Origin of the sequence: Falsirhodobacter xinxiangensis (genome assembly GCF_004959935.1) — a bacterium.
GTDB classification, from domain to species: Bacteria; Pseudomonadota; Alphaproteobacteria; order Rhodobacterales; family Rhodobacteraceae; genus Falsirhodobacter; species Falsirhodobacter xinxiangensis.
Map to the genome: position 1 here is coordinate 168,361 of NZ_SMYN01000004.1, position 25,671 is coordinate 194,031.

Annotated in this window: 20 protein-coding genes; 16 read left to right on the forward strand and 4 right to left on the reverse strand. The window is 66.6% G+C overall.

Features of this window, described 5'->3' with window-relative positions; genetic code table 11:
• The first annotated feature begins 6 nt into the window (after positions 1–6).
• Genes E2K76_RS06740 through E2K76_RS06760 form a run of 5 tightly spaced genes read left to right on the forward strand, consistent with a single transcriptional unit; the run spans position 7 to position 6,807 of the window.
• A complete protein-coding gene (locus E2K76_RS06740; RefSeq protein ID WP_169053225.1) occupies positions 7–1,893 on the forward strand; it encodes an extracellular solute-binding protein in 1,887 nt (628 codons plus the stop codon).
• Positions 1,894–2,958, forward strand: coding sequence for a microcin C ABC transporter permease YejB (locus tag E2K76_RS06745; protein WP_136683520.1), 1,065 nt, complete (start codon positions 1,894–1,896; stop codon positions 2,956–2,958).
• Positions 2,955–4,019, forward strand: coding sequence for an ABC transporter permease (locus E2K76_RS06750; RefSeq protein ID WP_136683521.1), 1,065 nt, complete (start codon positions 2,955–2,957; stop codon positions 4,017–4,019). The genes E2K76_RS06745 and E2K76_RS06750 overlap by 4 nt, the downstream gene beginning before the upstream one ends.
• Positions 4,016–5,602: an ABC transporter ATP-binding protein gene (locus tag E2K76_RS06755; RefSeq protein ID WP_136683522.1), complete on the forward strand. Its 1,587-nt coding sequence runs from the start codon at positions 4,016–4,018 to the stop codon at positions 5,600–5,602. Before E2K76_RS06750 ends, E2K76_RS06755 begins: the two co-directional genes overlap by 4 nt.
• Complete coding sequence (locus tag E2K76_RS06760) at positions 5,599–6,807, forward strand: glycosyltransferase (protein ID WP_136683523.1); 1,209 nt, start codon at positions 5,599–5,601, stop codon at positions 6,805–6,807. Before E2K76_RS06755 ends, E2K76_RS06760 begins: the two co-directional genes overlap by 4 nt.
• Before the next feature lie 57 nt (positions 6,808–6,864).
• On the opposite strand, the gene E2K76_RS06765 is transcribed toward E2K76_RS06760, so the two are convergent.
• The 3 genes from E2K76_RS06765 to E2K76_RS06775 all read right to left on the reverse strand — a co-directional run bounded on the left by E2K76_RS06765 (position 6,865) and on the right by E2K76_RS06775 (position 10,008).
• Positions 6,865–7,713, reverse strand: a complete 849-nt coding sequence (locus E2K76_RS06765) for a universal stress protein (protein WP_136683524.1) — start codon at positions 7,711–7,713, stop codon at positions 6,865–6,867.
• 44 nt (positions 7,714–7,757) lie between these two features.
• On the reverse strand, positions 7,758–9,095 hold the full coding sequence (locus E2K76_RS06770) for a D-alanyl-D-alanine carboxypeptidase family protein (protein WP_136683698.1): 1,338 nt from the start codon (positions 9,093–9,095) through the stop codon (positions 7,758–7,760).
• Between the two features lie 193 nt (positions 9,096–9,288).
• Positions 9,289–10,008 (reverse strand): HAD family hydrolase, encoded by a 720-nt coding sequence (locus E2K76_RS06775; RefSeq protein WP_136683525.1) that lies wholly within the window; start codon positions 10,006–10,008, stop codon positions 9,289–9,291.
• A gap of 146 nt (positions 10,009–10,154) precedes the next feature.
• Between E2K76_RS06775 and clpS the strand changes: the two genes are divergently transcribed.
• From clpS to E2K76_RS06790, 3 genes are read left to right on the forward strand one after another with little or no spacing between them, the layout of a single operon-like run.
• Positions 10,155–10,478, forward strand: coding sequence for an ATP-dependent Clp protease adapter ClpS (clpS, locus tag E2K76_RS06780; protein ID WP_394343932.1), 324 nt, complete (start codon positions 10,155–10,157; stop codon positions 10,476–10,478).
• A gap of 3 nt (positions 10,479–10,481) precedes the next feature.
• The gene (locus E2K76_RS06785) at positions 10,482–11,450 is read left to right on the forward strand and encodes a class I SAM-dependent methyltransferase (RefSeq protein WP_136683527.1); all 969 of its coding nucleotides are present in this window, start codon (positions 10,482–10,484) and stop codon (positions 11,448–11,450) included.
• Complete coding sequence (locus E2K76_RS06790) at positions 11,447–12,253, forward strand: SDR family NAD(P)-dependent oxidoreductase (RefSeq protein ID WP_136683528.1); 807 nt, start codon at positions 11,447–11,449, stop codon at positions 12,251–12,253. Before E2K76_RS06785 ends, E2K76_RS06790 begins: the two co-directional genes overlap by 4 nt.
• A 40-nt stretch (positions 12,254–12,293) precedes the next feature.
• On the opposite strand, the gene hemE is transcribed toward E2K76_RS06790, so the two are convergent.
• Complete coding sequence (gene hemE / locus E2K76_RS06795) at positions 12,294–13,313, reverse strand: uroporphyrinogen decarboxylase (protein WP_136683529.1); 1,020 nt, start codon at positions 13,311–13,313, stop codon at positions 12,294–12,296.
• An 82-nt stretch (positions 13,314–13,395) separates the two neighbouring features.
• Here hemE and hemC point away from each other — a divergent pair, with 82 nt between their 5' ends.
• From hemC to E2K76_RS06835, 8 genes are all read left to right on the forward strand, one after another.
• Positions 13,396–14,322 carry a hydroxymethylbilane synthase gene (gene hemC, locus E2K76_RS06800; RefSeq protein WP_136683699.1) on the forward strand — a complete coding sequence of 309 codons (927 nt, stop codon included), beginning with the start codon at positions 13,396–13,398 and terminating at the stop codon, positions 14,320–14,322.
• A 71-nt stretch (positions 14,323–14,393) separates the two neighbouring features.
• Positions 14,394–15,662, forward strand: a complete 1,269-nt coding sequence (locus E2K76_RS06805; protein WP_136683530.1) for an NAD(P)/FAD-dependent oxidoreductase — start codon at positions 14,394–14,396, stop codon at positions 15,660–15,662.
• 60 nt (positions 15,663–15,722) lie between these two features.
• On the forward strand, positions 15,723–16,145 hold the full coding sequence (locus E2K76_RS06810) for an OsmC family protein (protein WP_281280711.1): 423 nt from the start codon (positions 15,723–15,725) through the stop codon (positions 16,143–16,145).
• A gap of 112 nt (positions 16,146–16,257) precedes the next feature.
• Entirely contained in the window at positions 16,258–16,974 is a 717-nt protein-coding gene (locus tag E2K76_RS06815) for a response regulator (RefSeq protein WP_136683532.1), read from the forward strand.
• Entirely contained in the window at positions 16,971–19,151 is a 2,181-nt protein-coding gene (locus tag E2K76_RS06820; protein ID WP_136683533.1) for a sensor histidine kinase, read from the forward strand. Before E2K76_RS06815 ends, E2K76_RS06820 begins: the two co-directional genes overlap by 4 nt.
• 101 nt (positions 19,152–19,252) lie before the next feature.
• Positions 19,253–22,561: a transglutaminase family protein gene (locus tag E2K76_RS06825; protein WP_136683534.1), complete on the forward strand. Its 3,309-nt coding sequence runs from the start codon at positions 19,253–19,255 to the stop codon at positions 22,559–22,561.
• Complete coding sequence (locus tag E2K76_RS06830; protein ID WP_394343929.1) at positions 22,558–24,795, forward strand: circularly permuted type 2 ATP-grasp protein; 2,238 nt, start codon at positions 22,558–22,560, stop codon at positions 24,793–24,795. Before E2K76_RS06825 ends, E2K76_RS06830 begins: the two co-directional genes overlap by 4 nt.
• Entirely contained in the window at positions 24,795–25,661 is an 867-nt protein-coding gene (locus E2K76_RS06835) for a transglutaminase family protein (protein ID WP_136683535.1), read from the forward strand. Before E2K76_RS06830 ends, E2K76_RS06835 begins: the two co-directional genes overlap by 1 nt.
• The last annotated feature ends 10 nt before the right edge of the window (positions 25,662–25,671 follow it).

Genomic DNA, 25,671 nt, shown 5'->3' on the forward strand with positions numbered 1-25,671 from the left:
CATGGCATGGCGAAACGGATCTTGGCGCGGCGTTTGGCTCTGATCTGCGGGTTCGCGGCGGTCGGGGGCCTCGCATCGGCGCAGGAGCCCGCCTTCGTGCCGACCCCGGATGCAGAGGGGATCATCCACGCCCATGGCATATCCACCTTCGGCGAGTTGAAATACCCCGAAGGTTTCGCCCATTTCGACTTCGTGAACCCCGATGCGCCCAAAGGCGGCACCATGAGCTTTCGCGGCACCGGGGCCAGCCAGACCTTCGACAGCCTGAACCAGTTCATCCTGCGGGGCGAACCTGCGCAGGGGCTGGGGCTGCTTTACGACGCGCTGCTGTCGGGATCGCCGGACGAGCCGGACAGCGCCTATGGCCTGATCGCCGAAAGCCTCGAATACCCCGAGGATCGCAGTTGGGTCACCTTCCACATGCGCCCCGAGGCGAAGTTTTCCGATGGCCAGCCGATCACCGCGGCGGATGTGGTTTTCACCTTCGATGTGCTGATGGAAAAGGGCTCGCCCGTCTACAAGATCATCCTGAAGGACATCGAAAGCGTCGAGGCGCTGGATGATCACACGGTGAAGTTCACCTTCCGCGAAGGCGCCGCCACGCGCGATCTGCCGATGCTGGCGGGCGGGCTGTCGATCCTGCCCGAGCATTACTATGAAGACGTGGATTTTGAACAATCCACCATGACCCCGCCGGTCGGGTCGGGCCAATATATCGTGCAGAACGCCCAGCCGGGGCGGTCGATCACCTATTGCCGCAACCCGGATTACTGGGCCAAGGACCTGCCGGTGAACATCGGCAGCGCGAATTTCGACTGCTACCGCTATGAGTACTATTTCGACAACACGGCGGCGTTCGAGGCGTTCAAATCCGGCAATTACCTGTTCCAGCAAGAGTTCTCGTCGCTGATCTGGGCCACGGGTTACAACTTCCCCGCGGTGAACGAGGGGCACATCGTCAAGGCCGAACTGCCCGACAATTCGCCCTCCGGCACGCAGGGCTTCTGGTTCAACCTGCGGCGCGAGAAGTTTCAGGACCCCCGCGTACGCGAGGCCATCGCGGCGGTGTTCAACTTTGAATGGACCAACCAGACGCTGTTCTACGGGCTTTACAACCGCACCGACAGCTTCTTCGAAAACTCGCCGCTTCAGGCCGAAGGTCTGCCCGAGGGCGACGAGCTGGCCTTGCTGGAGGAGTTCCGCGACCAGCTTCCGCCCGAGGTCTTCGACGCGCCCGCATTCACCCCGCCCGTCAGCGGCGAGCAGCAGCTTGACCGGCGCGAATTGCGCCGCGCGTCGAAACTGCTGGACGATGCCGGCTGGCCCGTTGGCGAGGATGGCATCCGCCGCAATTCCAACAACCAGGCGCTGACCATCGAATTCATCGACGATAATCCGACCATGGACCGTGTCGTGAATCCCTATGTCGCCAACCTGCGGCGTCTGGGCGTCGATGCCCGCTTCACGCGGATCGACTCGGCGCAGATGCAGCAGCGGCAGAAGGACTTCAACTACGACATCATGCCGGGGCGGTTCGCGATGTCCACCAGCCCGTCGTTGGAACTGCGGCAGCTTTTCGGCTCGGACGCGGCGAGTGCGCAGGGCTCGGCCAATATCTCGGGCATCGCCGATCCGGTGGTGGACGAGCTGGTCGAACGCGTCATCCAGTCGAAAACGCGCGAGGAGCTGGACACCCGCGCCCGCGCGCTGGACCGCGTGCTGCGTTCCAAGCAGCTCTGGGTGCCGAACTGGTATAGCGGGCAATATCTGGTCGCCTATTGGGACGTGTTCGGCCAGCCGCCGGAGCAGCCGCCCTATTCGCGCGGCGATGGGCTGTGGTGGTTCGACCAGTCCAAGTTCGACGCGCTTCGGGCGCAGGGCGCGCTGCGCTAGATGCTCGCCTATATCCTTCGCAGGCTGGCGCTGATCGTCCCGACGCTGATCGGGATCATGCTGATCAACTTCGTGCTGACGCAATTCGTGCCGGGCGGCCCGATCGAACAGGTTCTGGCGCGGCTGGAAGGGTCGGGCGATGCCTTTTCGCAGATCTCGGGCGCGCAGCAGGGGGGCGGAGATGACCGCTATCTTGGCGCGCGGGGGCTGCCGCCGGAGTTCATCGACGATCTGGAACGCCAGTTCGGCTTCGACAAGCCGCCGCTGGAACGGTTCCTGACGATGATGGGCAACTACCTGCGCTTCGATTTCGGGGAAAGCTACTTCCGGTCGATCTCGGTCGTGGATCTGGTGCTGGAGAAGATGCCGGTTTCGATCTCGCTTGGGCTGTGGTCCACGCTGATCGCCTATGCCATCTCGATCCCGCTGGGCATCCGCAAGGCGGTGCGGGACGGAACGCGGTTCGATACATGGACCTCGGCGGTGATCGTGGTCGCCTATGCGATACCGGGGTTCCTGTTCGCGATCATGCTGCTGGTGCTGTTCGCTGGGGGGTCATATTGGCAATGGTTCCCGACCCGGGGGCTGGTGTCGGACAACTGGGCGGAGCTGGGGCTGCTTGCCAAGATCGCCGATTACTTCTGGCACATCGCGCTGCCGGTCGCGGCGTCCACCATCGCCAGCTTCGCCACGCTGACGCTGCTGACCAAGAACAGCTTTCTGGACGAGATCAAGAAGCAATACGTGATGACGGCCCGCGCCAAGGGCCTGACCGAGAGCCGCGTGCTTTACGGCCACGTCTTCCGCAACGCCATGCTGATCGTGGTGGCGGGTTTCCCGGCGGTGTTCGTCGGCGTCTTCTTCGGCGGCAGCCTGATCATCGAGACGATCTTCTCGCTTGACGGTCTGGGGCGGCTTGGGCTTCAGGCGGCGATCGACCGCGACTATCCGGTGATCTTCGGCACGCTTTACGTCTTCGGGCTGATTGGGCTTCTGGTGGGGCTGCTGTCCGACCTGATGTATGTCTGGATCGACCCGCGCATCGACTTCGGGAGCCGTGGATGAGCCCGCTTTACGCCCGCCGCTGGCGCAACTTCAAGGCCAACCGCCGCGCCTTCTGGTCGCTGTGGATCTTTGCCGTGCTGTTCGGCCTGTCGCTGTTCGCCGAGCTGATCGCCAACGACAAGCCGCTGCTGGTCAGCCATAACGGCGAATGGTTCGTGCCGGTCGCCAAGTTCTATCCCGAAACCGCCTTCGGCGGCGATTTCCAGACCGAGGCCGATTACCGCGCCCCCGAGGTGCAATGCCTGATCGTGTCCGGCGGGTCGGTGGATTGCTTCGACGATCCGGTTGCGGCGGCGCAGGGGGATGGCTGGATGCTCTGGCCGCCGATCCCCTACAGCTATGACACGATCAACAATCTGGGCCGCGCGGCGCCGTCGCCCCCGGATGCGAACCACCTGCTGGGCACCGACGACACCGCGCGCGACGTGTTGGCGCGGGTGATCTACGGCTTCCGCCTGTCGGTCGGGTTCGCGCTGATCGTGACGTTTCTGACTTCGATCATGGGGGTGGCTGCGGGGGCGGTGCAGGGCTATTTCGGCGGGCTGACCGACCTGATCTTCCAGCGCATCATCGAACTTTGGGGGTCCACGCCAACGCTTTACATCATCATCATCGTCGCGGCGATCTGGCAGATGAACTTCTGGCTGCTGGTGGGGCTGACGGTGCTGTTCGGCTGGACGGCGTTGGTGGGCGTGGTGCGGGCGGAATTCCTGCGGGCGCGCAATTTCGAATACGTCCGCGCCGCGCGGGCGCTTGGGGTTGGCGACGGCAAGATCATGTGGCGGCACGTTTTGCCCAACGCGATGGTCGCCACGCTGACCATGCTGCCCTTCATCATCACCGGGGCCATCGCCAGCCTTGCGACGCTGGACTTCCTCGGCTTCGGGCTACCATCCTCCGCGCCCTCGCTGGGAGAGTTGACGCTTCAGGCGAAACAGAACCTTCAGGCGCCGTGGCTGGCCTTCACCGCCTTCTTCGCCTTTGCGATCATGCTGTCGCTGCTGGTGTTCATCTTCGAAGGCGTGCGCGATGCCTTCGATCCGCGAAAGACCTTCAAATGAGCGTTCTTGAGGTCACCGACCTGAACATCCGCTTCCGTCAGGACGGGGCCACCCATCATGCGGTGCGGGGGGTTTCGTTCAGCGTCGGCAAGGGCGAAACCGTCGCGTTGGTGGGCGAGAGCGGATCGGGCAAGTCGGTCACGGCGCTGTCCACGGTCTCGCTTCTGCCTGACAGCGCCGAGGTTGCGGGTTCCATCCGCTATGACGGGGCCGAGATGGTCGGCGCGTCCGAGGCGGCCTTGCGGAAGGTGCGCGGCAACGACATCAGCTTCATCTTTCAGGAGCCGATGACCTCCCTGAACCCGCTGCACACGATCGAGCGGCAGTTGGCCGAAAGCATTACCCTGCACCAAGGCCTGAAAGGGGCTGCGGCGCGGGCGCGGGTGCTGGACCTTTTGAACAAGGTCGGCATCCGGGACGCGGAGAGCCGTCTGGGGGCATACCCGCACCAGCTTTCGGGCGGGCAGCGGCAGCGGGTGATGATCGCCATGGCGCTGGCCAACGGGCCGGAACTGTTGATCGCCGACGAACCCACCACCGCGCTTGACGTGACCATTCAGGCGCAGATCCTCGACCTTCTGGCGGACCTCAAGGCGCGCGAGGGGCTGAGCATGCTGTTCATCACCCACGATCTGAACGTGGTGCGCCGGATCGCGGATCGCGTCTGCGTGATGCAGAACGGCGTGATCGTCGAACAGGGCGCGGCGGCGCAGGTTTTTGCGAACCCGCAGCATCCCTACACCCAAAAGCTTCTGGCGGCCGAGCCGTCGGGCGGGCCGGAGCCGCTGGCCGATGCGCCCGAAATCCTGCGCACCGAAAAGCTGCGCGTGTGGTTTCCGGTGCATGGCGGGCTGCTGCGCCGCGTCACGGGCCATGTGAAGGCGGTGAACGAGGCCAGCATCTCGATCCGCGCGGGGGAAACGCTGGGCGTGGTGGGCGAGTCGGGGTCGGGCAAGACGACGCTGGCGCTGGCAGTGCTGCGGCTGATTGCCTCCGAAGGGCCGGTGGTGTTCATGGGCCGCGACGTCCAAGGGCTTCGCGCGCGGGCGACGCGCGGGATGCGCGCCGACATGCAGGTGGTGTTCCAGGACCCTTACGGCAGCCTGTCGCCGCGCATGACGGTGGAACAGATCATCGCCGAAGGTCTGGGCGTGCATCAGATCGACCCAAGCCGGAACCGGCGCGAGATGGTGGCCGAGATCATGGCCGAGGTGGGGCTGGACCCCGCGGCGATGGGACGATACCCGCATGAATTCTCGGGCGGGCAGCGGCAGCGGATCGCGATTGCCCGCGCGATGATCCTGCGGCCCAAGCTGGTCGTGCTGGACGAGCCGACATCGGCGCTGGACATGACGGTGCAGGTGCAGATCGTGGAGCTTCTGCGCGGGCTGCAACGCAAACATGGCTTGGCCTATCTGTTCATCAGCCACGATCTGCGTGTGGTGCGCGCGCTTTCGCACCGGATCATGGTCATGCGGAACGGCGACGTGGTCGAGGCCGGCGACGCCGCCGAGGTCTTCGCCAACCCGCAATCGGATTACACCCGCGCATTGCTTGCCGCCGCCTTTCAGGGGGTCGAATGAAGGTCCTGTTCGTTCACCAGAACTTCCCGGGCCAGTTCCTGTATCTGGCGCCAGAACTTCAGGCGCGTGGGCATGACGTTCGTGCCCTGACCGACGGCAACAACCGGCGCGTTCTGGATATCCCTTCCGTCCGCTACAGCTTCACGCCCGAGCCGGTGCTCCCGGCGCAGACCCGGCTTGGGCGCAACTTCACCACCCATTCCGATCGCGGCGTCCATGCCGCCCGCGCGGCGTTGCGCATGAAGGCCGAGGGCTATGTCCCCGACGTGATCTTCGGCCATTCCGGCTGGGGCGAGACGCTGTTCCTGAAGGAAGTCTGGCCCGAAGCGCGTCTGATCGTGTATGCCGAGTTCTACTATTCGGGCATCGGTCAGGATGTCGGGTTCGATCTGGAATTCGGGCAGGCGGGGTTCGATCAGGTGATGATCGCGCAATCGCGTGCGGCCCATCTGGCGCAATCGCTGCTGCACGCGGACGAGGGCGTGTCGCCGACCAAGTGGCAGGCCGGAACCTATCCGCGCGCATTGCGGCGAACGATCTCGGTCATTCATGACGGGGTGGATACGTCGGTCATGGCCCCTGATCCCGAGGCATCGGTGACTTTGCCAAACGGGCGCGTCCTGCGGGCGGGGGAGGAGGTGCTGACCTTCGTGAACCGCAATCTGGAGCCGTATCGCGGGTATCACACCTTCATCCGCGCGCTGCCCGAGGTGCTGGAGGCACGGCCCGAAGCGCAGGTGGTGATCGTCGGCGGCGACGAGGTCAGCTATGGCAGCGCGCCGGAGGAAGGGACCTGGAAGGGCAAGTTCCTGTCGGAGGTGGAGGGGCGGATCGACATGTCCCGCGTCCATTTCATCGGCAAGGTGCCGTATCAGACCTTTCGGTCGCTGATGCAGGTCAGCCGGGCGCATGCCTACCTGACCTATCCGTTCGTGCTGAGCTGGTCGATGCTGGAGGCGATGTCTGCCGGGGCGCTGGTGATCGGGTCGGACACGCCGCCGGTGCGCGAGGTGATCCGGGACGGCAAGAACGGGTTGCTGGTCGATTTCTTTGACATCCCCGGCTGGTCGCGCGTGATGACCGAGGCGCTGGCCGATCCCGACAAGTTCCGCCCTCTGCGCGAGGCGGCGCGGCGGCGGGTCATCAACGCCTATGATCTGCGGACGGTGTGCCTGCCGCGTATGGTGGCGCTGGTCGAGGGGTGACGCGTCCGCCTCAAGCCCCCATCCGGGGGCCATCGGCGAACGCGGCTGCCGCGCGCCCTAATGCGCCATCAGCACGGGAAACGCGGCCTGTTCCAGCATCGAGCGCGTCGCCCCGCCAAGGATCGCCTGACGAAACCGAGAATGGCCATAGGCGCCCATGACCAGAAGGTCGGCCCCGGTTTCGGTGACATGGCGCGACAGGACCTCGGACACCTTGGGCATCGTCTTGGCCAGCACCGACACTTCGACCCTGACCCCATGCCGGGCCAGCATCTGGCTGAGCATCCCGCCCGGATCGGTCTTTTCCGGGCCATGCGTGGGAGGGTCCACGATGACGATATCGACCTTCGATGCCGCGATCAGCAAAGGCAGGGCGCGGCGGATGGCGACCAGCGCCTCGCGGCTTTGGTTCCATGCGACAGCGACGCGGCGACCGATGGTCGCGCCGTCAACCGGCGTGTCGGGCAGGACGAGGATCGGGGCCTGACCCTCGAACATGGCGGCCTCGACTGCGGCCTCGTCCACCGGGCCGAGGGTTTCGCCATAGGGGCGCGGCATGATGACGAGGTCTGCGAACCGGGCGCGGGCGGCAACCAGCGTCGGCAGGCTGCCCATCTGCGCGACGCCGCCTTCGACGGTCCAGCGCAGGGCAGGGTCCTCGGCCTCCAGCGCGGCGCGGGCGGCGGCGCTGATGCGGCGCGCATCCTCCTCGGCCTCGTCCTGGGAAATGTGGATCATCGCGTCGGAACCGCTGAGCGCGTAATAGCCCAACTGCGAGCGGTCGAGGCCAAGCGCCAGCACTTCCAGATGGGCGTCTTCGCGCTGGGCGAAGGCCGAGGCAGTGGCGATGACGGGGGCCACGCTGTCTGCGCGCGTGGCTACGGTGAGAATGGAACGGTAGCCCAATCGATCCTCCATTACGGCGGGGAGCCGTAAGGAGGATGTAGGTCTCATGGGCCGATCGGGAAGCATTCCATCGAACGGGCGCGCAACCTGCGGCAGGCAAGGTCGGCCTGATCCTGCGACAGCCCCATGAAGTTGGCGTCATAGGCACCGCCGCGTTCCACGATCTTGCGCAGCCCGTCTTCCAGCGATGCGCTTTCCGACAGGGCGATCTGCATCAGCGCTCGGTCCGCCGCCCCGCGAGAGTTGTAGCGGCCCACGTTGACGCCCCAGTGCCGACCGCCGGAGGTGGACATGCGGGTGACGACTTCGGGCGTCTCTGGCTCGGCGACGCGTTCCTGGATCACCTCGAACGGGATGGGGGCTGCGGCGGCTGCGGCGACGGCGACCTGGATCGCACCGGGCGAGACCGGGGGCGGCACTGGCGGTGCGGCGGCGGCCACGGCGACGGCGCTTTCGATCTGCGCGACGGCGGCGGGGGCCGGGCTGCCGGGGCGCAGACGCGGGCGCAGAGAGCTTGCGACGGCCATCCCGCTTCCACCGCCCGTTTCGGCCGGGGCGCTGGCCATGGGGATCGACGCCACGGCGGCGGGCGCATCGGGCCGCACGATGGGCGCGTTGCGCGGCGCCTCGTTGAAGCCGATGTCCAGCAGCTCTTTCATCTTGGAGTTGCGCTGCGCGGTGGAGGTGCCGCCGAAGACGGTTGCGATGATGCGCTTGTTGCCGCGCACGGCCGAAGCCGTCAGGTTGAAGCCCGCCGCGTTGGTGTATCCGGTCTTGATCCCGTCCGCGCCCTCATAGGCGTCAAGGAAGCGGCGGTTGGTGTTCGCCACCTCGGCCATGCCCGCATCGGTCGAACGGCGCGAGAAGATGTTGTAATATTGCGGGAAATCGAAGAACAGGCGGCGGCCCAGCGTGGACATGTCGCGCGCGGTGGACAGATGGCCCGACGCCGTCAGCCCGTTCGCGTTGCGAAAGCTGGAATTGGACATGCCCAGCGATTTCGCGGTGCGGTTCATGATCTGGGCAAAGGATTCCTCATCCCCGCCCAAGGCGTCGCCGATGGCGCTGGCGGCATCGTTGGCTGACTTCACGGCTGCCGCACGGATCAGGTATCGCAGCGCGATCTTTTGCCCCGCGCGCAGGCCCAGACGCGAAGGCGGCTTCGATGCCGCATTGCGCGACACGGTCACCATCGTATCCAGCGTGATCTCGCCCCGCTGGATGGCCGAAAAGGCGATATACAGCGTCAGCATCTTGGTCAGCGAGGCTGGGTGCAGCCGCGTATCGGCATTGCTTGCATAAAGCGTCTCGCCGGTGCGTGCGTCCATCACATGGGCGGCATAGGGCGCAGCCTGCGCGCCGGTAGCCACCGTGAGAAACATCACGGCGATCAGCAGTGAATTGCGGACGAACTGCCCCACGAGCGATTTCACGTCGCCTGTTCCTTGTTCCTGCCTCGACCGCCCCCTTCATTATCCGAGAGGGCTTTATGTCAGGTAAATACGCTAGCACAGGCGAAACCATGCGAAAACCCCCATGATTCAGGGGTTTCCGTGCCATCCTTGGCGCGTTGCGTCAGCTTTTACCAGATGATGTGGTCAGGCTTGTGACGTGATCCACAAGTTGCGCCAGACCCCCAAGATCGGCCAGTTCGTGAAACCGCTCATGCCCGACGGGGGCGTCGGCCTGCTCCAGCGCCCAGCCGAGGCCATGGGGCACGTGAACGCCCCATCCGCCCGCGTCGATCACCGGCAGAACATCCGATTTCATGGAGTTTCCGACCATCATCGCGCGCGCAGGACCGTCGCCGTGGCGGTCGAAGATCCGCTGATACACCGGGGCGGTCTTGTCGGACACGATTTCGACCCCGTGGAACAGATCGCCAAGGCCGGACTGGGCCAGCTTGCGTTCCTGATCCAGCAGATCGCCCTTGGTGATGAGAATCACCTTGTAGTTGCCGGCCAGCGTCTCGATTGCCTCTCGGGCATGGGGCAGCAATTCGACCGGATGCTCCAGCATCTCGCGCCCGGCCGCCATGATCTCGGCGATGACGGAGGCGGGGACGCGGCCCTCGGTCACTTCGATCGCGGTTTCGATCATCGACAGGACGAATCCCTTGATCCCGAATCCATAGCGCCCGACATTCGCGCGCTCTGCCGCCAGAAGCCGTTCGGACAGGTGATCCTGCGCGGCGTAATCGGCCAGCAGCGCGGCGAATCTGTCCTGAGTCAGGCGGAAGAACGCCTCGTTCTGCCAAAGCGTATCGTCGGCATCGAAGCCAATGGTCGTCAACATGGGGTCACCTCTTGGCGGCGAAGGTGGCGCGGGGCAGGCGGCTTGGCAAGGGTGCCCCTTTTCGCGGGCGCGTTTTGCGTTATATTGCAGGCCTTGCCCCTAGCACCCGACGAAGGCCTCCCCCTATGGTGACGCACATCCATACCATGACCGGATCGCCCGAGGGACCGGGCAACGATTCGTCCATCATGACGAAGACCAAGGCGAAGACGCAGCGCCCCCCGCTTTACAAGGTAATGCTGCTGAACGACGACTATACCCCGATGGAATTCGTGGTGCATGTGCTGGAACGGTTCTTCGGCCTGTCCCATGCCCAGTCGTTCGAGATCATGCTGACGGTCCACAAGAAGGGGCTGGCCGTCGTCGGCGTCTTCAGCCACGAGGTGGCGGAGACGAAGGTGGCGCAGGTGATGGATTTCGCCCGCCGTCATCAGCATCCGCTGCAATGCACCATGGAAAAAGAAGAGTAAGACATGCGTTCCGCCCGTCTGGAGGCCGCGCTGGACAGCGGCGCATTGGTGCTGCCCGAAAGCGGCACGATCGCGGTCCTGCGCCCGCGCGCCGGGGATGATCTGTCGGCACTGCCGAAGGACCGGCTGCTGGTGGTGCAGGGGTTCAAGCCCGACCACGACCATTTCGCCGCCCGCGGCTATCGCGTCGCGACCGAGGCCGGGGAGGGTCATGCCGCCGTGCTGGTCTGCCTGTCGCGGTCCAAGGCCGAAGCCCGCGCGCTGCTGGCCGAAGCGGCGAAGGCGCCGCTGGCCATCGTGGACGGGCAGAAGACCGACGGCATCGATTCGATCATGAAGGAGCTGCGGGCGCGGGGCGAGGTGTCCGATGCGGTCATCAAGGCGCATGGCAAGCTGTTCACCTTTGCCGCCGATGTTTCGGACTGGGCCGCCCAACCGACCGAGGTGGAAGGCTTCCGCACCGTGCCGGGCGTGTTCTCCGCCGATGGGCCGGATCGCGGATCGGTGCTACTGGCGGCTGCCTTGCCGAAGCTGAAGGGTCGGGTGATCGATCTTGGCGCGGGCTGGGGCTATCTGTCGCGTGCGGCGCTGGAACGCGGCGCGAAATCGGTGGATGTGGTCGAGGCCGAGGCGGCCGCACTGGACTGCGCCCGAGCGAACCTGCCCGCCGAGACGTGCAGCTTTCACTGGGCCGATGCGCTGTCGTGGAAGCCGCTGGGCCTTGCTGCCCATGTCGTGTGCAATCCGCCCTTCCACACCACGCGCGAGGCTGATCCGGCGCTCGGCATGGCATTCGTCAAGGCTGCTGCCCGAATGCTTGCCTCCGACGGCACCCTCTGGCTGGTCGCCAACCGCCATCTGCCCTATCGCGACACGCTTGCCGCCACCTTCCGCGAACATGAGGAGATTGCTGGCGACAGCGCCTTCCGCGTGATCCGCGCCACCGGCCCGATCAAGGAGCGTCGCGCATGAGCTTTTCCGTCGAAGGAAAGACCGCCATCGTCACCGGCGCCGCCTGCGGCATCGGACTTGCCATCGCCCAGCATCTGGTCGGCAAGGGCGCGAACGTGATGTTCGTGGACATGGACGAGGCCAAGCTGGAGGCCGAGATCGGCGATGCCGCCCGCGCCGAAGGCCAGATCCGCATGTTCACCGGCGACCTGCGTGAAAAGCTGACGGTCACCAACCTGCTGTCGGCCACCGTCGATGCCTTCGACCGCATCGACATCCTTGTGAATGCCAGCCGCCAGATCGCTCTGTCCGATCCGCTGAACCCCGACGAGGATCAGGTGGAAGCGATGCTGCACCAGAACCTCCTCGCCTCGCTGCGGGTCAGCCAGCTTACGGCGAAACGGATGATCGCGATGGCAGCGAAAGCGGGCCGCGAAGGCTCGATCGGCTCGATCGTCAACATCTCCTCCATCGCCGCGCATCGGGCGCAGCCGGAGCTGCTGGGCTATTCCATCGCCTGCGCCGCGCAGGACCAGATGACCCGTTCGCTGGCCGTGGCCCTTGCGCCGAAGGGCATCCGGGTCAATTCGATCGCGATGGGGTCGGTCCTCAGCGCCAGCCTGCAATCTGTGCTGCGCGACCATCCCGACTTCCGCGAACGCATCACTGCCGCCACGCCCCTCGGCCGCGTGGCCGAGGCGTCGGAACTGGTGGAGACGGTGCAATACCTCGCCTCGGACGCGTCGGGTTTCATGACCGGACAGGTCATCGCGCTGGACGGGGGCAGGGGCCTAATGGACCCCGTGCAGATCCCCGCACACTGAGCCGGAGCGATAGCGGAGGCGAGGCGAAAGGCTTGGCGCGTCAGCGCCTCCGCCGGATCGCCTCGATCATCCGCGCGACGTTGTCCGGGTCCGCATCCGGCGTGATCCCGTGGCCGAGGTTGAAGATATGCGGCCCGCCGCGGAAGGCTTCGACCACACGCGCAGTCTCCTCCTCCAGCCGCTCGGGGTTCACCAGATGATGCGGCGCGAGGTTCCCCTGCACGCAGCCATCCGCCTGCAACTGTGCCGCCCATTCGGGCGAGACGGAATTGTCCACCGCAAGGCAATCCGCGCCCACCGCCCTTGCGAAACCGACATAGCGTTCCCCCGCCTCACGCGGGAAGGCGATGACCGGGATGCCTGGATGGCGGCGTTTCAGTTCCGCGATGATCGTCCGCGCCGGGGTCAGCGCGAAATCGTCGAAATCCGCGCCCTTCAGCGATCCGGCCCAGCTGTCGAACAGCTTGATGACCTCGGCGCCCGCATCGACCTGCGCCGACAGGTATTCCACCGTCGCTTGGGTCACGCGGTCGATCAGCCCCGTGAACGCCGCACGGTCGGTATCCTTCAGCAGATGCGCCGGCCCCTGATCCGGCGTGCCGCGCCCCGCGACCATATAGGTGGCGACCGTCCAAGGCGCGCCCGCGAACCCGATCAGCGTCGTCTGGGGCGGCAGTTCGCGCCGCAGGACGCGGATCGTCTCATAGACCGGCGACAGCGTGTCATGGACCGCATCCGCCGCCCGCAGGCCCTCCGCGCCAGCCACCGGCGTCAGGCGCGGGCCTTCGCCGGTCGCGAACCACAATTCCTGCCCAAGCGCCTGCGGAATCAGCAGGATGTCCGCAAACAGGATCGCCGCGTCGAAACCGTAACGGCGGATCGGTTGCAGCGTCACCTCGGCGGCGAGTTCCGGGTTGTAGCACAGCGACAGGAAATCGCCCGCCTTCGCCCGCGTCGCGCGGTATTCGGGCAGATAGCGCCCCGCCTGCCGCATCATCCACACGGGGGGCGTGGGAAGCACCTCGCCCCGGAGGGCGCGCAGGATGGTCTTGTCGCTCATGTGGTTCTCCTTTCGCCCCGTGTGGCCAGCCCGTCCCTTGCTGTCAAGGCGCGTTCCGGGCTAGGTGGGGCGCATGGAACAGATGCCCACCCCGGATCGCCCCCTCAAGATCGGCACGCGCGGATCGCCCCTTGCGCTGGCACAGGCGCACGAGACGGCAGCCCGCCTTGCCACCGCGCATGGCTTGCCGCGCGAGGCGTTCGAGATCGTCCCGATCAAGACCTCTGGCGACCGCATCCAGGACCGCGCCTTGCGCGAGGCGGGCGGCAAGGGCCTGTTCACCAAGGAAATCGAGGAAGCCTTGCTGGACGGCGGCATCGACATCGCCGTCCATTCCATGAAGGACATGCCGGTGGCCCAGCCGGACGGGCTGCTCCTCGACACTTATCTTCCGCGCGAGGATGTGCGCGATGCTTTCGTCGCGCTGACCGATCGCGGGATCGCGGACCTGCCGCAGGGCGCGGTGGTCGGCACATCGTCCCTGCGCCGCCGCGCGCAGCTTCTGCATCGTCGTCCCGACCTGTCGGTGGTCGAATTCCGTGGCAACCTACAGACCCGGATGAAAAAGCTGGAAGACGGGGTGGCGCGGGCGACCTTCCTTGCGATGGCGGGTCTGAACCGGCTGTCGATGCAGGTCGGCCAAAGCGCAATCGCCCCCGAGGATATGCTGCCCGCCGTCGCCCAAGGCGCCATTGGCATCGAACGCCGCAGCGGCGACGATCTTGCCGCCCGGCTGCTGGCCGCGATCCACGACGCACCCACCGGGCATCGGCTGGCGGCAGAGCGGGCGTTCCTTGCCGCGCTGGACGGGTCGTGCCAGACGCCCATCGCCGGGCTGGCATTGCTTGAAGGCGGGCTTTGGCTGCGCGGAGAGATCCTGCGCCCCGATGGCACCGAGGTGATCGCATCCGAACGGCGCGGCGCGATCGCCGATGCCGCCAAGATGGGCGCAGACCTTGCCGCCGAACTTCGCAGCTGCGCCCCGTCGGATTTCTTCGACTGGCACTAGGACAAATTGTCGCTGGCAATGCCTGTTTGGATGTTGGATGCGTTCCCCCACGAAGCGCGGGGAATGTCGCAATGAAACATGTCGTTGTCGTTGGTGGTGGATTTGGCGGCTATCAGGCGGTGTCCGACCTGAAGGGCGCGGGGGTGAAGATTACCCTGATCGACCAGCGCAACCACCACCTGTTCCAGCCTTTGCTGTATCAGGTCGCCTCCACCATCCTGTCCAGCGCCGAGGTGGCATGGCCCCTTCGCCTGATGCTGCGCGGGCGCGAGGATGTGACGGTCATGATGGCCAAGGTCGAAGGCGTCGATACGGTGGCGCGCGAGGTGATGGTCGATGACGGGCAGCGGATCGGCTACGATTATCTGATCCTCGCGACCGGGGCGCAGCATTCCTATTTCGGCAATGACCAATGGGCCCAATTCGCGCCGGGCCTAAAGACGGTGGACGACGCCATCTCGCTTCGCCGCAAGATCCTGACCTCGCTGGAACTGGCGGAAAAGGAACCGGACGAGGCGAAGCGCGCGCAGCTTCTGACCTTTGCCGTGATCGGCGGCGGACCGACGGGGGTGGAGCTTTCGGGCATCATCGCCGATCTGACCAAACGCACGATCTGGCGCGACTTCCGCAACATCGACACGCGCAAGGCCCGCGTCCTGTTGATCGAGGGGGCAAAGCGCGTGCTGGGTGCCTTCCCCGAGGACCTTTCGGAATATACGCGCGGTGCGCTGCAACGGCGCGGGGTCGAGGTGATGCTGGGCCGCAACGTGTCCGACATCGGCGCGGGCTTCGTCAAGGTCGGGGACGAGGAAATCCCCTGCGGCACCGTGGTCTGGGCGGCGGGCGTCGCCGCATCCCCTGCCGCGAAATGGTTGGGGGTCGAGGCAGACCGCGCGGGCCGGATCAAGCTGGGCCGCGATCTGCTGGTGCCGGGGCATGACGACATCTTTGCCGTGGGCGATACGGTCGCGGTGGACTGGACGGACGGTAAGACCGTTCCCGGCATCGCCCCCGCCGCCAAGCAGATGGGCAGCCATGTCGCCAAGACCATCTATGCCCGCGTGGTGGGCAAGCCCGAACCCGCGCCTTTCACCTATCGCCATCAGGGCGATCTGGCGACCATCGGGCGTTTCGCCGCCGTGGTGAAGATGGGCCGCGTCAAGATGAAAGGCTGGCTTGCGTGGTGGGTCTGGGGCATCGCGCACATCTTTTTCCTGATCGACACGCAAAGCCGGATCGTGGTCGCGTGGAACTGGCTGTGGACGCTGATGTCGGGCCGTCATGCCGCGCGGATCATCACCAAGACCGGCACCCGGACGGGGGACGAGCCGCGCGCTTGAAAGGGCGCGCCCTGGTGCTAGCTGCCTGTCGCGAAGCAGCGAACGGAGGCTTTCATGGCAATCACGCGCAAGGGTTCGGCCAAATGGTCGGGCGGGCTGAAAGACGGCAAGGGTCAGATCTTTACCGAAAGCGGGGCCCTGGATGGCCACCCCTATGGCTTTGCCATGCGGTTCGAGGGCGTCAAGGGCACCAACCCCGAGGAGCTGATCGGCGCGGCCCATGCCGGATGCTTCAGCATGGCGCTGTCGAACATCCTTGGCCAGGCGGGCTATACCGCCGACAGCCTTGAAGCCACTTCGGCGGTGGATCTGGAACAGGCGGATGGCGGTTTCGTCATCCCGCGCGTGAAGCTGACGCTGAAGGCCAGCATCCCCGGCATCGACGAGGCCGAGTTCCAGAAGCTGGCTGCCGAGGCAAAGGCGGGCTGCCCGGTGTCCAAGCTGCTGAATGCCGAAATCACGCTGGACGCGGCGCTGGTCTGAAAATCGTTGCAAAACGCCGTCCGGTGCGATCCGGGCGGCGTTTTGCTTTGCGGCGGCTTTACTGCACGGTAAGACATGTGCTGCACAATGATGCAGCCCAGGAATCCGCCCGATGCAGAACGCTCCGCCCTTGCACCCCTTCAGCCCGGCCGTCGTCGCCCGAAAGGTCGCGGGCGATCAGGGGCGGCTGCGTGTCAGCCTAGGGTGCGAAGCGCCGCGCATCGGGGATGAAGCGACCTTTGCGCGGCTGATGACCAGACTTCTGGATGCCGGCCCGGTGAAACTGACCGCGCGGGCAGGCCGCCCCGTCATCGCCGAGCTGGAGGCCGACGTGGCGGTGGAGCCTGAATTGTCCGCGCTGGGCGGTGCGGCCGAACGGACGGGCCGGATGCTGCGCCTGACCCTGCCCCTGCCCGAGCCGGTGGTGGACGACGTCCCGCGCGAGCAGATGCCCCCCGACGTTCGGCTTCAGGGCCGCCGTTTTCTGGTCGCCGACGACAGCGCGACGAACCGTCTGATCCTGACCGAGATGCTTGCGGGTGCGGGCGCGCAGGTCGATTCCGCCGACAGCGGCCGCGCCGCAGTGACGATGGCGCTGTCGCGCGACTATGATCTTCTGCTTCTGGACATCGCCATGCCAGGGATGGAGGGGGGCGAGGCGCTTGGCGCGATCCGCGCGTCCGGGTGCCGGACGCCCGCGCTTGCCGTGACCGCCAATGCGATGGCCCATCAGATCGAGGAATATCTGGCAGGCGGTTTCGACGGGCATCTTGCCAAACCCCTGCGCCACGAGGATCTGATCCTGCGGGTGCGCGGTCTTCTGGCATGATGGCCTGCCTCACGCTTTCCCCACCCGACGCGCCGGTGGTTCTGACGCTCGCGATCATGGCCGGACAGCTTGCGCTGGCGCGCGTGGTCCGCAGCCAGCCTTATTTCTTCGGCAAGGAATACTTCATCATCGGGATGATCACCTCGATCTTCTGGCTTGGAACATCGGCGATGGAGCTGATGTCGGTCATGCTCGATTGCAAGATGTTCTGGGCCAAGGCCTCGTGGCCCGCGATCCAGCTCGTGCCGATGACATGGGCGATGTTCCTTGCCGATTATGCCTTTGGCGAGCCTGCGAGAAAGCCGGGATGGCGGCGCGCGGTCCTGATCGCCGCGCCGCTTCTGGTGGCGCTTGCCGTGGTGACGAATGGCTGGCATCAGGCATTCTACACCTCCGACACGCGGCTCGGGCTGGCGAATGGGCGGATCTCGGCGATCTATACCTATGGGGTGCTGTTCTATATCGCCTGTGCCTCCAGCTATGCCTTTCTTGGGGCGGGGGTCATGGTGGCCATCGCGGGCGCCATGCGCGCGCATCGGCGGTATCGGGCCTTCTTCCTTGCGATGCTGTCGATCACCGCGCTGCCGGTGGCGGGCAACGTCGCCTATCTGGCGGGGGGCTTCACCATCTATGGCGTGGACCCGACGCCGTTCCTGTTCGCCACCAGCCTGATGATCATCGCGTGGATGGTGCTGAACAACCAGATGATGGACATCAACGCCATCGCCAAGGATCTGCTGTTCTACAACACCTCGGACCCGATCGTGGTGATCGACGTGCATGGCTGCCTTGCCGGGGCCAACCCCGAGGCGCAGCGCATGTTCGCAGACCTGCCCCCGGTTGGCGGCGACGTGACGCGCGTGCGCGTGCTGGGCCACTGCGTCGCGGACGTGCTGCAACGCAAGGGCGCGATCACCGGGCGGGCGATGCAGGTGGACATGCGCCATTTCGACCTGCGCATCACGCCCGTCGAAAAGCCGCTGGACCATGCACGCGCCCGCATGGGCTGGGTTCTGTCGATGATCGACGTGACGGAACGCCGTTATCTGACCGCCGCGCTGCTGGCCGAACGGGACTACCTTTCGACGCTGATGGAAACCTCGATGTCGGGGATCGTCGCGATGGATGCGGACGGCCGCGTCGTCTTCGCCAACCGCGAGGCGGAACGCATCATGCAAGCGACCCTGCCGGAGCTTCGCGCGCTCAGCTACAGCGATCCGATTCTTGAAGTCGTGCATATCGACGACGGCACGGACCTTATCACCATCGATCAGTTGAACGTCGCGCTGGCCGAGGGGCGAAAGATCCGCGCGCATCGGTCGTCCTTCGTGCGGCCCGACGGGACGCGGCGCGTCATCTCCTGCAACGTGGCGCCGCTGAACAATCCGGGAATGGAGGCGAAGATCGTGGTGTCGCTGGACGACATCACCGAATCCTATGCCGCCGAGGAGGAGTTGCGCGCCGCGGTCGAGCGGGCCGAGGCGGCCAGCCGCGCGAAATCCCGATTCCTTGCCAATATGGGGCACGAGATCCGCACCCCCCTCAACGGCGTTCTGGGCATGGCCGACCTGTTGGACCGCAGCGTGTCCGACCCCGACCACCGCCGCAAGCTGGATACCATCCGCCGTTCGGGCGAGATGCTGCTGAACATCCTGAACGACCTTCTGGACATGTCCAAGATCGAGGCTGGCAAGCTGCCCCTGAACATCGAACCCTTCCGCCCCGACGCCCTCGCCGCCCGGGTGGAGGAGCTGCACATCCACCGGGCCGAGGCGAAGGGGCTTGCCTTCGACGTCTTCACCTCGGGCGCGGCAGACCGACCCAGGCTGGGCGATCAGCAGCGGGTGATGCAGATCATGCAGAACCTCGTCTCCAACGCAGTGAAGTTCACCGAGGAGGGGGAGGTCTCGGTCACCTTCGCCTGTCCACCGGGCGGCCCGCTGGTGATCGAGGTTGCCGATACCGGCATCGGCATGACGGGCGAACAGGCCGCCCGCATCTTCGACGAGTTCGAGCAGGCCGACGGATCGACCACCCGGCGCTTTGGCGGCACGGGGCTGGGCATGTCCATCGTCCGCGGATTGGTCGAGATGATGGAGGGAAGCATCGCGCTGGACACCGTGCCGGACCGGGGCACGACCGTCCGCGTCGTCCTGCCGCTGGCCGAGGTTGCCTGAACCTTGGGCAGATGCCCGCAAAGGGGGCGGGCCAGCGCGAAAGATGTTGTTGCGCGAAGCCTTTCTGTGAAAGCCTGAACCGGAATTGCAGCGAGGGGGCGATGTCGATCAAGGCCAGTATCCACCACCTGACCCATTACCGTTACGACCGCCCGGTCATGCTTGGCCCGCAGGTGATCCGCCTGCGCCCGGCGCCCCATTCGCGCACCGGTGTTCTGGCCCATTCGCTGAAGGTCAGCCCGGCTGGCCATTTCGTGAATCACCAGCAGGACCCTTACGGCAACTGGCTTGCCCGCTTCGTCTTCCCCGAGCCGGTGACGGAATTGAAGATCGAGGTCGATCTGATCGCGGACATGACCGTCTATAACCCGTTCGACTTCTTCGTCGAGGAAAGCGCCGAGGTCTGGCCCTTCGCCTATCCGGCGGACATCGCGGCGGACCTGTCCATCTACAGCACGCCCGAACCTGCCGGGCCGCTTTTGCAGGGCTTTCTGGACAGCATCCCGCGCGAGGCCGTCAGGACGGTGGATTTCGTCGTCGGTCTGAACGCGCGCATCGCGTCCGAGGTCGGCTATGTCATCCGCATGGAGCCGGGGGTGCAGGACCCCGAGCAGACATTGGCGGCGGCGAAGGGGTCGTGCCGCGACTCTGCGTGGCTGCTGGTGCAGGTGTTGCGGCATCTGGGATTGGCCGCGCGCTTCGTGTCGGGATACCTGATCCAGTTGAAGCCGGACCTGCAGGCGCTGGACGGGCCTTCGGGGACCGAGGTGGATTTCACCGACCTTCACGCCTGGGCCGAGGTGTATCTGCCGGGCGCGGGGTGGATCGGGCTGGACGCGACATCGGGGCTGCTGGCGGGCGAGAGCCACATCCCGCTGGCCGCGACGCCGCATTACCGCAATGCCGCGCCGATCTCGGGCGGGTTTTCCGCGGCAGGCACGCCCGAGGTGACGTTCGATTTCGACATGCGCGTGGATCGCGTGGCCGAACATCCGCGCATCACCAAACCCTTCAGCGACGAGGCTTGGGCGGAGCTGGACGCGCTGGGCCGCAAGGTGGATGCCAGTTTGCGCGCGGGCGATGTGCGCCTGACGATGGGGGGCGAGCCGACCTTCGTATCCATCGACGATTTCGAGGCGGCGGAGTGGAACACCGGCGCGACCGGCCCGACCAAGCGCGGCTTTGCCGATACGATGATCCGCAAATTGCGCGACCGTTTCGCGCCGGGGGGCTTCCTGCACTACGGGCAGGGCAAATGGTATCCGGGGGAAACGCTGCCGCGCTGGACCTTTTCGCTGTATTGGCGCAAGGATGGGCATCCGATCTGGCACGACCCGGCGCTGATCGCGTCCGAAGGCGCCTCGACTGCCGGCCCGCTGGAGGCGCAGGAACTGCTGCGGGAAATCGCGGCAGAACTGGACCTGCCCGAAGAAAACGTCATCCCCGCCTTCGAGGACCCCGCCGAATGGCTGCTGCGCGAACAGCGCCTGCCCGGCAACGTGACCCCCGAGGACAGCAAGCTGGACGACCCCGAGGCACGCCACCGGATCGCCACCGTCTTCAGCCGCGGCCTGACCGTTCCGGCGGGGTTCGTGCTGCCGGTGCAGGCGTGGCAGGCCAAGGCGCGGCGGGCGTGGCGGTCGGAACGCTGGGCGCTGCGGCGGGGGCATATGTTCCTCGTGCCGGGGGATTCGGCAGTGGGGTATCGGCTGCCGTTGGATTCGCTGCCGCATGTGCCTGCGTCGCAATATCCGTATATCAACCCAGTCGATACGTCGGTGGTGCAGCCGCCTTTGCCGGTGGCCTCCGCGCCCGAGGGCGGGCGGCGCACGCAGCCGCTGGCGAGTTTCGTCGCCACCCCGCCGCAGCCCCAGATCACGCAGGCCGAGGTGCAGGGCGCCGTCCGCACCGCCCTGTCGGTCGAGGCGCGGGACGGGCGGCTTTGCGTCTTCATGCCGCCGACGCCGCTGCTGGAAGACTATCTTGACCTGCTGCGCGCGGCCGAGGCTGCGGCCAAGCGCATCGGTCTGCCCATCCACGTCGAAGGCTATGCCCCGCCGCAGGATGCGCGGCTGAACGTGATCCGCGTCGCCCCCGATCCCGGCGTGGTCGAGGTGAACATCCACCCGGCCCACAGCTGGGACGATTGCGTGGCCATCACCAACGGCGTCTACGAGGATGCCCGCCAGTCCCGCCTTGGGGCCGAGAAGTTCATGCTGGACGGAAAGCATACCGGCACGGGCGGCGGCAACCATGTCGTCGTGGGCGGAGAGACGGTGGCCGACAGCCCCTTCCTGCGCCGCCCGGACCTGCTGAAAAGCCTGATCCTCTATTGGAACCGACATCCGAGCCTGTCCTATCTGTTCTCGGGCCTGTTCATCGGCCCGACGTCGCAGGCCCCCCGTATCGACGAGGCGCGGCATGACAGCCTGTATGAGCTGGAGATCGCGCTGGACCAGATCACGCGCGAGCGGCCCGTCTTTCCGTGGCTGACCGACCGCCTGCTGCGAAATCTGCTGACGGATGTGACCGGCAACACCCACCGGGCCGAGATCTGCATCGACAAGCTTTATTCCCCCGACGGGCCGACGGGGCGGCTGGGGCTGGTCGAGTTCCGGGGCTTCGAGATGCCGCCGGACCCGCGCATGTCGCTTGCCCAGCAGCTTCTGATCCGCGCCATCATCGCGCGGTGCTGGCACGATCCCTTGCAGGGCGATCTGACCCGCTGGGGCACGACGCTGCACGACCGTTTCATGCTGCCGCATCACGTCTGGGCCGATTTTCGCGATGTGCTGGCCGATCTGGCGCAGGCGGGCTTCCCCTTGCGGTCCGACTGGTTCGAGGCGCAGGCCGAGTTCCGCTTCCCCTTCTGCGGCGAGGTGGAGACGCAGGGCGTGCATCTGGAACTGCGTCAGGCGCTGGAGCCTTGGCATGTGCTGGGCGAAACCGGGGCCATCGGCGGCACCGTGCGCTACACCGACAGCTCGACCGAGCGGTTGCAGGTGAAGCTGACGACGCTGGACCCGTCGCGCCACGCGGTGACCTGCAACGGGCGGCTGGTGCCGCTTGCGCCATCGGGCGTGGCGGGCGTGTCGGTCGCGGGGGTGCGGTTCAAGGCGTGGCAGCCGGCATCGGCGCTGCATCCGGTGCTGGCTGTCGATGCGCCGCTGACCTTCGACATCTATGATCGCTGGTCGGGGCGCAGCCTTGGCGGCTGCACCTATCACGTCGCGCATCCGGGCGGGCGCAACTACGACACCTTCCCGGTCAACGGGAACGAGGCCGAGGCTCGCCGTCTTGCCCGCTTTGCGCCGCATGGCCACACGCCGGGACGGTTCAACCCGCAGCCCGAACGCGCGCATCCCGACTTTCCGCTGACGCTGGACCTGCGGCGCCGGGGTGGGCTTTGACCGATCCGATTGCCGGGTATCGCCCGTTTCCCGGCGTGCGGGACGAGATGATGGAAGGGGGCGAAGTTCGCCCCCTGTGGCGCGGTTTCGCCCGGCATCTGGCGGGCCTGTCACCCGACGAGCGGGCGCAGCGTTTTGCGCGCGGCGATCAGTATCTGCGCGATGCGGGCGTGTTCTTTCGCCAATATGACGGTGCCGGATCAGACGAACGGGACTGGCCGCTGAGCCATGTGCCCGTGCTGGTGGACGAGGGCGAGTGGGACGCGCTGGCGGCGGGTCTGGCGCAGCGGGCCGATCTGCTGGAGGCGGTGATGGCCGACCTTTACGGCCCCGCGCGTCTGGTGACCGAGGGGCATATCCCCGCCAGCCTGATCGCGCAAAGCCCCGAATGGTTGCGCCCGATGGTCGGCGTTCCGCCACGCGGCGGGCATCACCTGCACCTCTTGGCCTTCGACGTCGGGCGCGGGGCGGATGGTGGCTGGTGGGTGCTGGGCGACCGGACGCAAGCGCCGTCAGGTGCGGGGTTCGCGCTGGAAAACCGGGTCGCCACCGCGCGGACCTTCTCGGACTTCTATGCCGAGGCGCATGTCCACCGTCTTGCCGGGTTCTTCCGCAGCTTTCGGGGGGCGCTGGAGGGGAATGCCGCGATCCTGACGCCGGGGCCGCTGACCGACACCTATTACGAACATGCCTATATCGCGCGGTATCTTGGCCTGATGCTGCTTCAGGGCGAGGATCTGGCGGTCAGCGGCGGACGGCTGATGGTGCGCACCGTTTCCGGGCTGAAGCCGATCACGACGCTGTGGCGGCGGATGGACGGCGCCTGGGCCGACCCGCTGGAGCTGGAGGCTGGATCGCGCCTTGGCACGCCGGGGATGGTCGAGGCGCTGCGCAAGGGCTCGTTCACCATGGTCAACGCGCTTGGGTCGGGCGTGCTGGAGACGCGGGCGCTGATGGCGTTCCTGCCGCGCATCGCCAAGGCCTTGGGGCAGGACCTGATCCTGCCGAACGTCAGGACATGGTGGTTCGGCGAAGGGCGGCCTGCGGAGCAGATGGTCATCTCGCCCGCGCTGTCCACGCGCCAGCCGTTCGACGATCCGCCCGTGACCGGCGGCGATCCCATGATGCTGGCCGGGCAGGAGCCGGTGCGGCTTTCGACCACGCCCGCTTTCATCGACGGCGCACTGGTGCCGCGCCCGATGAGCCTGCGGGTGTTTCTTGTCCGCACGCCGGATGGTTGGCGCACGATGCCGGGCGGGTTCGCGCGGATCGGGCGGACCGCCGATACCGCCGCCATCGCCATGCAGAAGGGCGGAGCGGCGGCAGATGTCTGGGTGATGTCGGCGGGGCGGGTCGCGGCGGATACGATGATGCCGCTGGGCGCGCCCTATGTCCGCACGATGCCGCCCGTGCTGCCGACCCGCGCGGCGGACAACCTGTTCTGGCTGGGCCGCTATGTCGAACGGGCCGAGGGGACGATGCGCCTGCTGCGTGCATGGAACGTGCGGCTGGCCGAGATGGGGGACCGCCGCGCGCCGCTTCTGGCGGCGATGGACCCGTTGCTGGCGGGACTGGCGCCCGAGCAGGGCATTCCCGGCGGGCTGATCGCGCCGTCGCTGCGCGCGGCGGGGCAGTTGCGCGACAGGCTGTCCCCGGATGGGTGGTCGGCGCTGACCGATCTGGACCGGACCATGCGCAGCCTGTCACAAAAGGTGGCCCCCGGTGATGATGCGGCGCGGGCGCTGTCCACGCTGCTGCGCAAGCTGACGGGGTTCTCGGGGCTGGTGCAGGAGAACATGTATCGCTTCACCGGCTGGCGGTTTCTGGAACTGGGGCGGTTTCACGAACGCGCGGCGGGGATGGCGTCGGTGCTGGCGGTGCTGGCGGACCCGTCGGCCCCCGAAGGCGCGCTGGACCTTGCGATCGAGGTGGGCGACAGCGTCATGGCCCATCGCGCCCGGACGCCCGTCACGCGGCGCGAAAGCGTGATCGACCTTCTGGCGCTGGACGGGGCGAACCCGCGCGCGGTGATGTTCCAGCTGGACGGCATCCGCGAACAGGTCGCGCTTCTGCCCGAGGCCGAGCGCATGGACCCGCTGCGCCGCGCCGTCCTGCGCGCCCATACCCGCCTTGCGACCGAGGTGCCCGAGGCGCTGGACAGTGCTGCGTTGTGGGACCTTCGGGACCGCATCTGGTCGCTGTCGGACCTTCTGGCCGAAGGGTATCTGCGCTGATGCTGTATCAGGTCCGGCTTTCGATCACCTATGATTACGACAGCCCGGCGATGGCCGGGCGGCACCTGCTGCGGCTGCTTCCGGCGCATATACCGGGTGTCCAGACCGTGCGGCAAAGCGCGCTGGCGATCAGCCCGCGCCCGTCGGAACGGGCCGAGTTCACGGATTTCTTCGGCAATGCCGCCACCGCCATCGCGCTTGCGGCGGATCATTCGCGCATCGTCTTCACCGGGACGGCGGTGGTCGAACGTCTGGCGATGGGGCCGGGGATCGACACCTCTCCGCCGCTGGAGGCACTGGCGGCGGAACTGGCGGCGCTGCGCGATCTGGGGCCGGACTCGCCATTGCATTTCATCGCGGACTCGCCCCGGATCGCAGCGGTGGAGGCGATCACCGCCTATGCCGCGCAGCAGGCGGGATCGGTCCGCGCGGTGGTCGAGGGGCTGGGCCATGCGCTTCACCGCGACATGAGCTTCGATGCGCGGGCGACGACGGTGGACACGTTGCCCGCCGAATCCTTCGCGGCGCGGCGCGGCGTTTGTCAGGATTTCGCCCAGATCATGATTGCGGGGCTGCGCGGCATCGGCATCCCGGCGGGCTATGTCTCGGGGTTTCTGCGCACGCTGCCGCCGGCGGGGCAGGCGCGGCTCGAAGGGGCCGATGCGATGCACGCTTGGGTTCGCGCATGGTGCGGTGCCGCCGAAGGGTGGGTGGAGTTCGACCCGACCAATGACTGTTTCGCCGCGCAGGATCACATCGCCGTCGCGCATGGGCGCGATTACGGCGACGTCGCCCCGGTGGCGGGGGTCCTGCGCATCTCGGGGCGGCAGCGGACGGTGCAGGCGGTGGACGTCATCGCGCTTTGAGAATCACGCA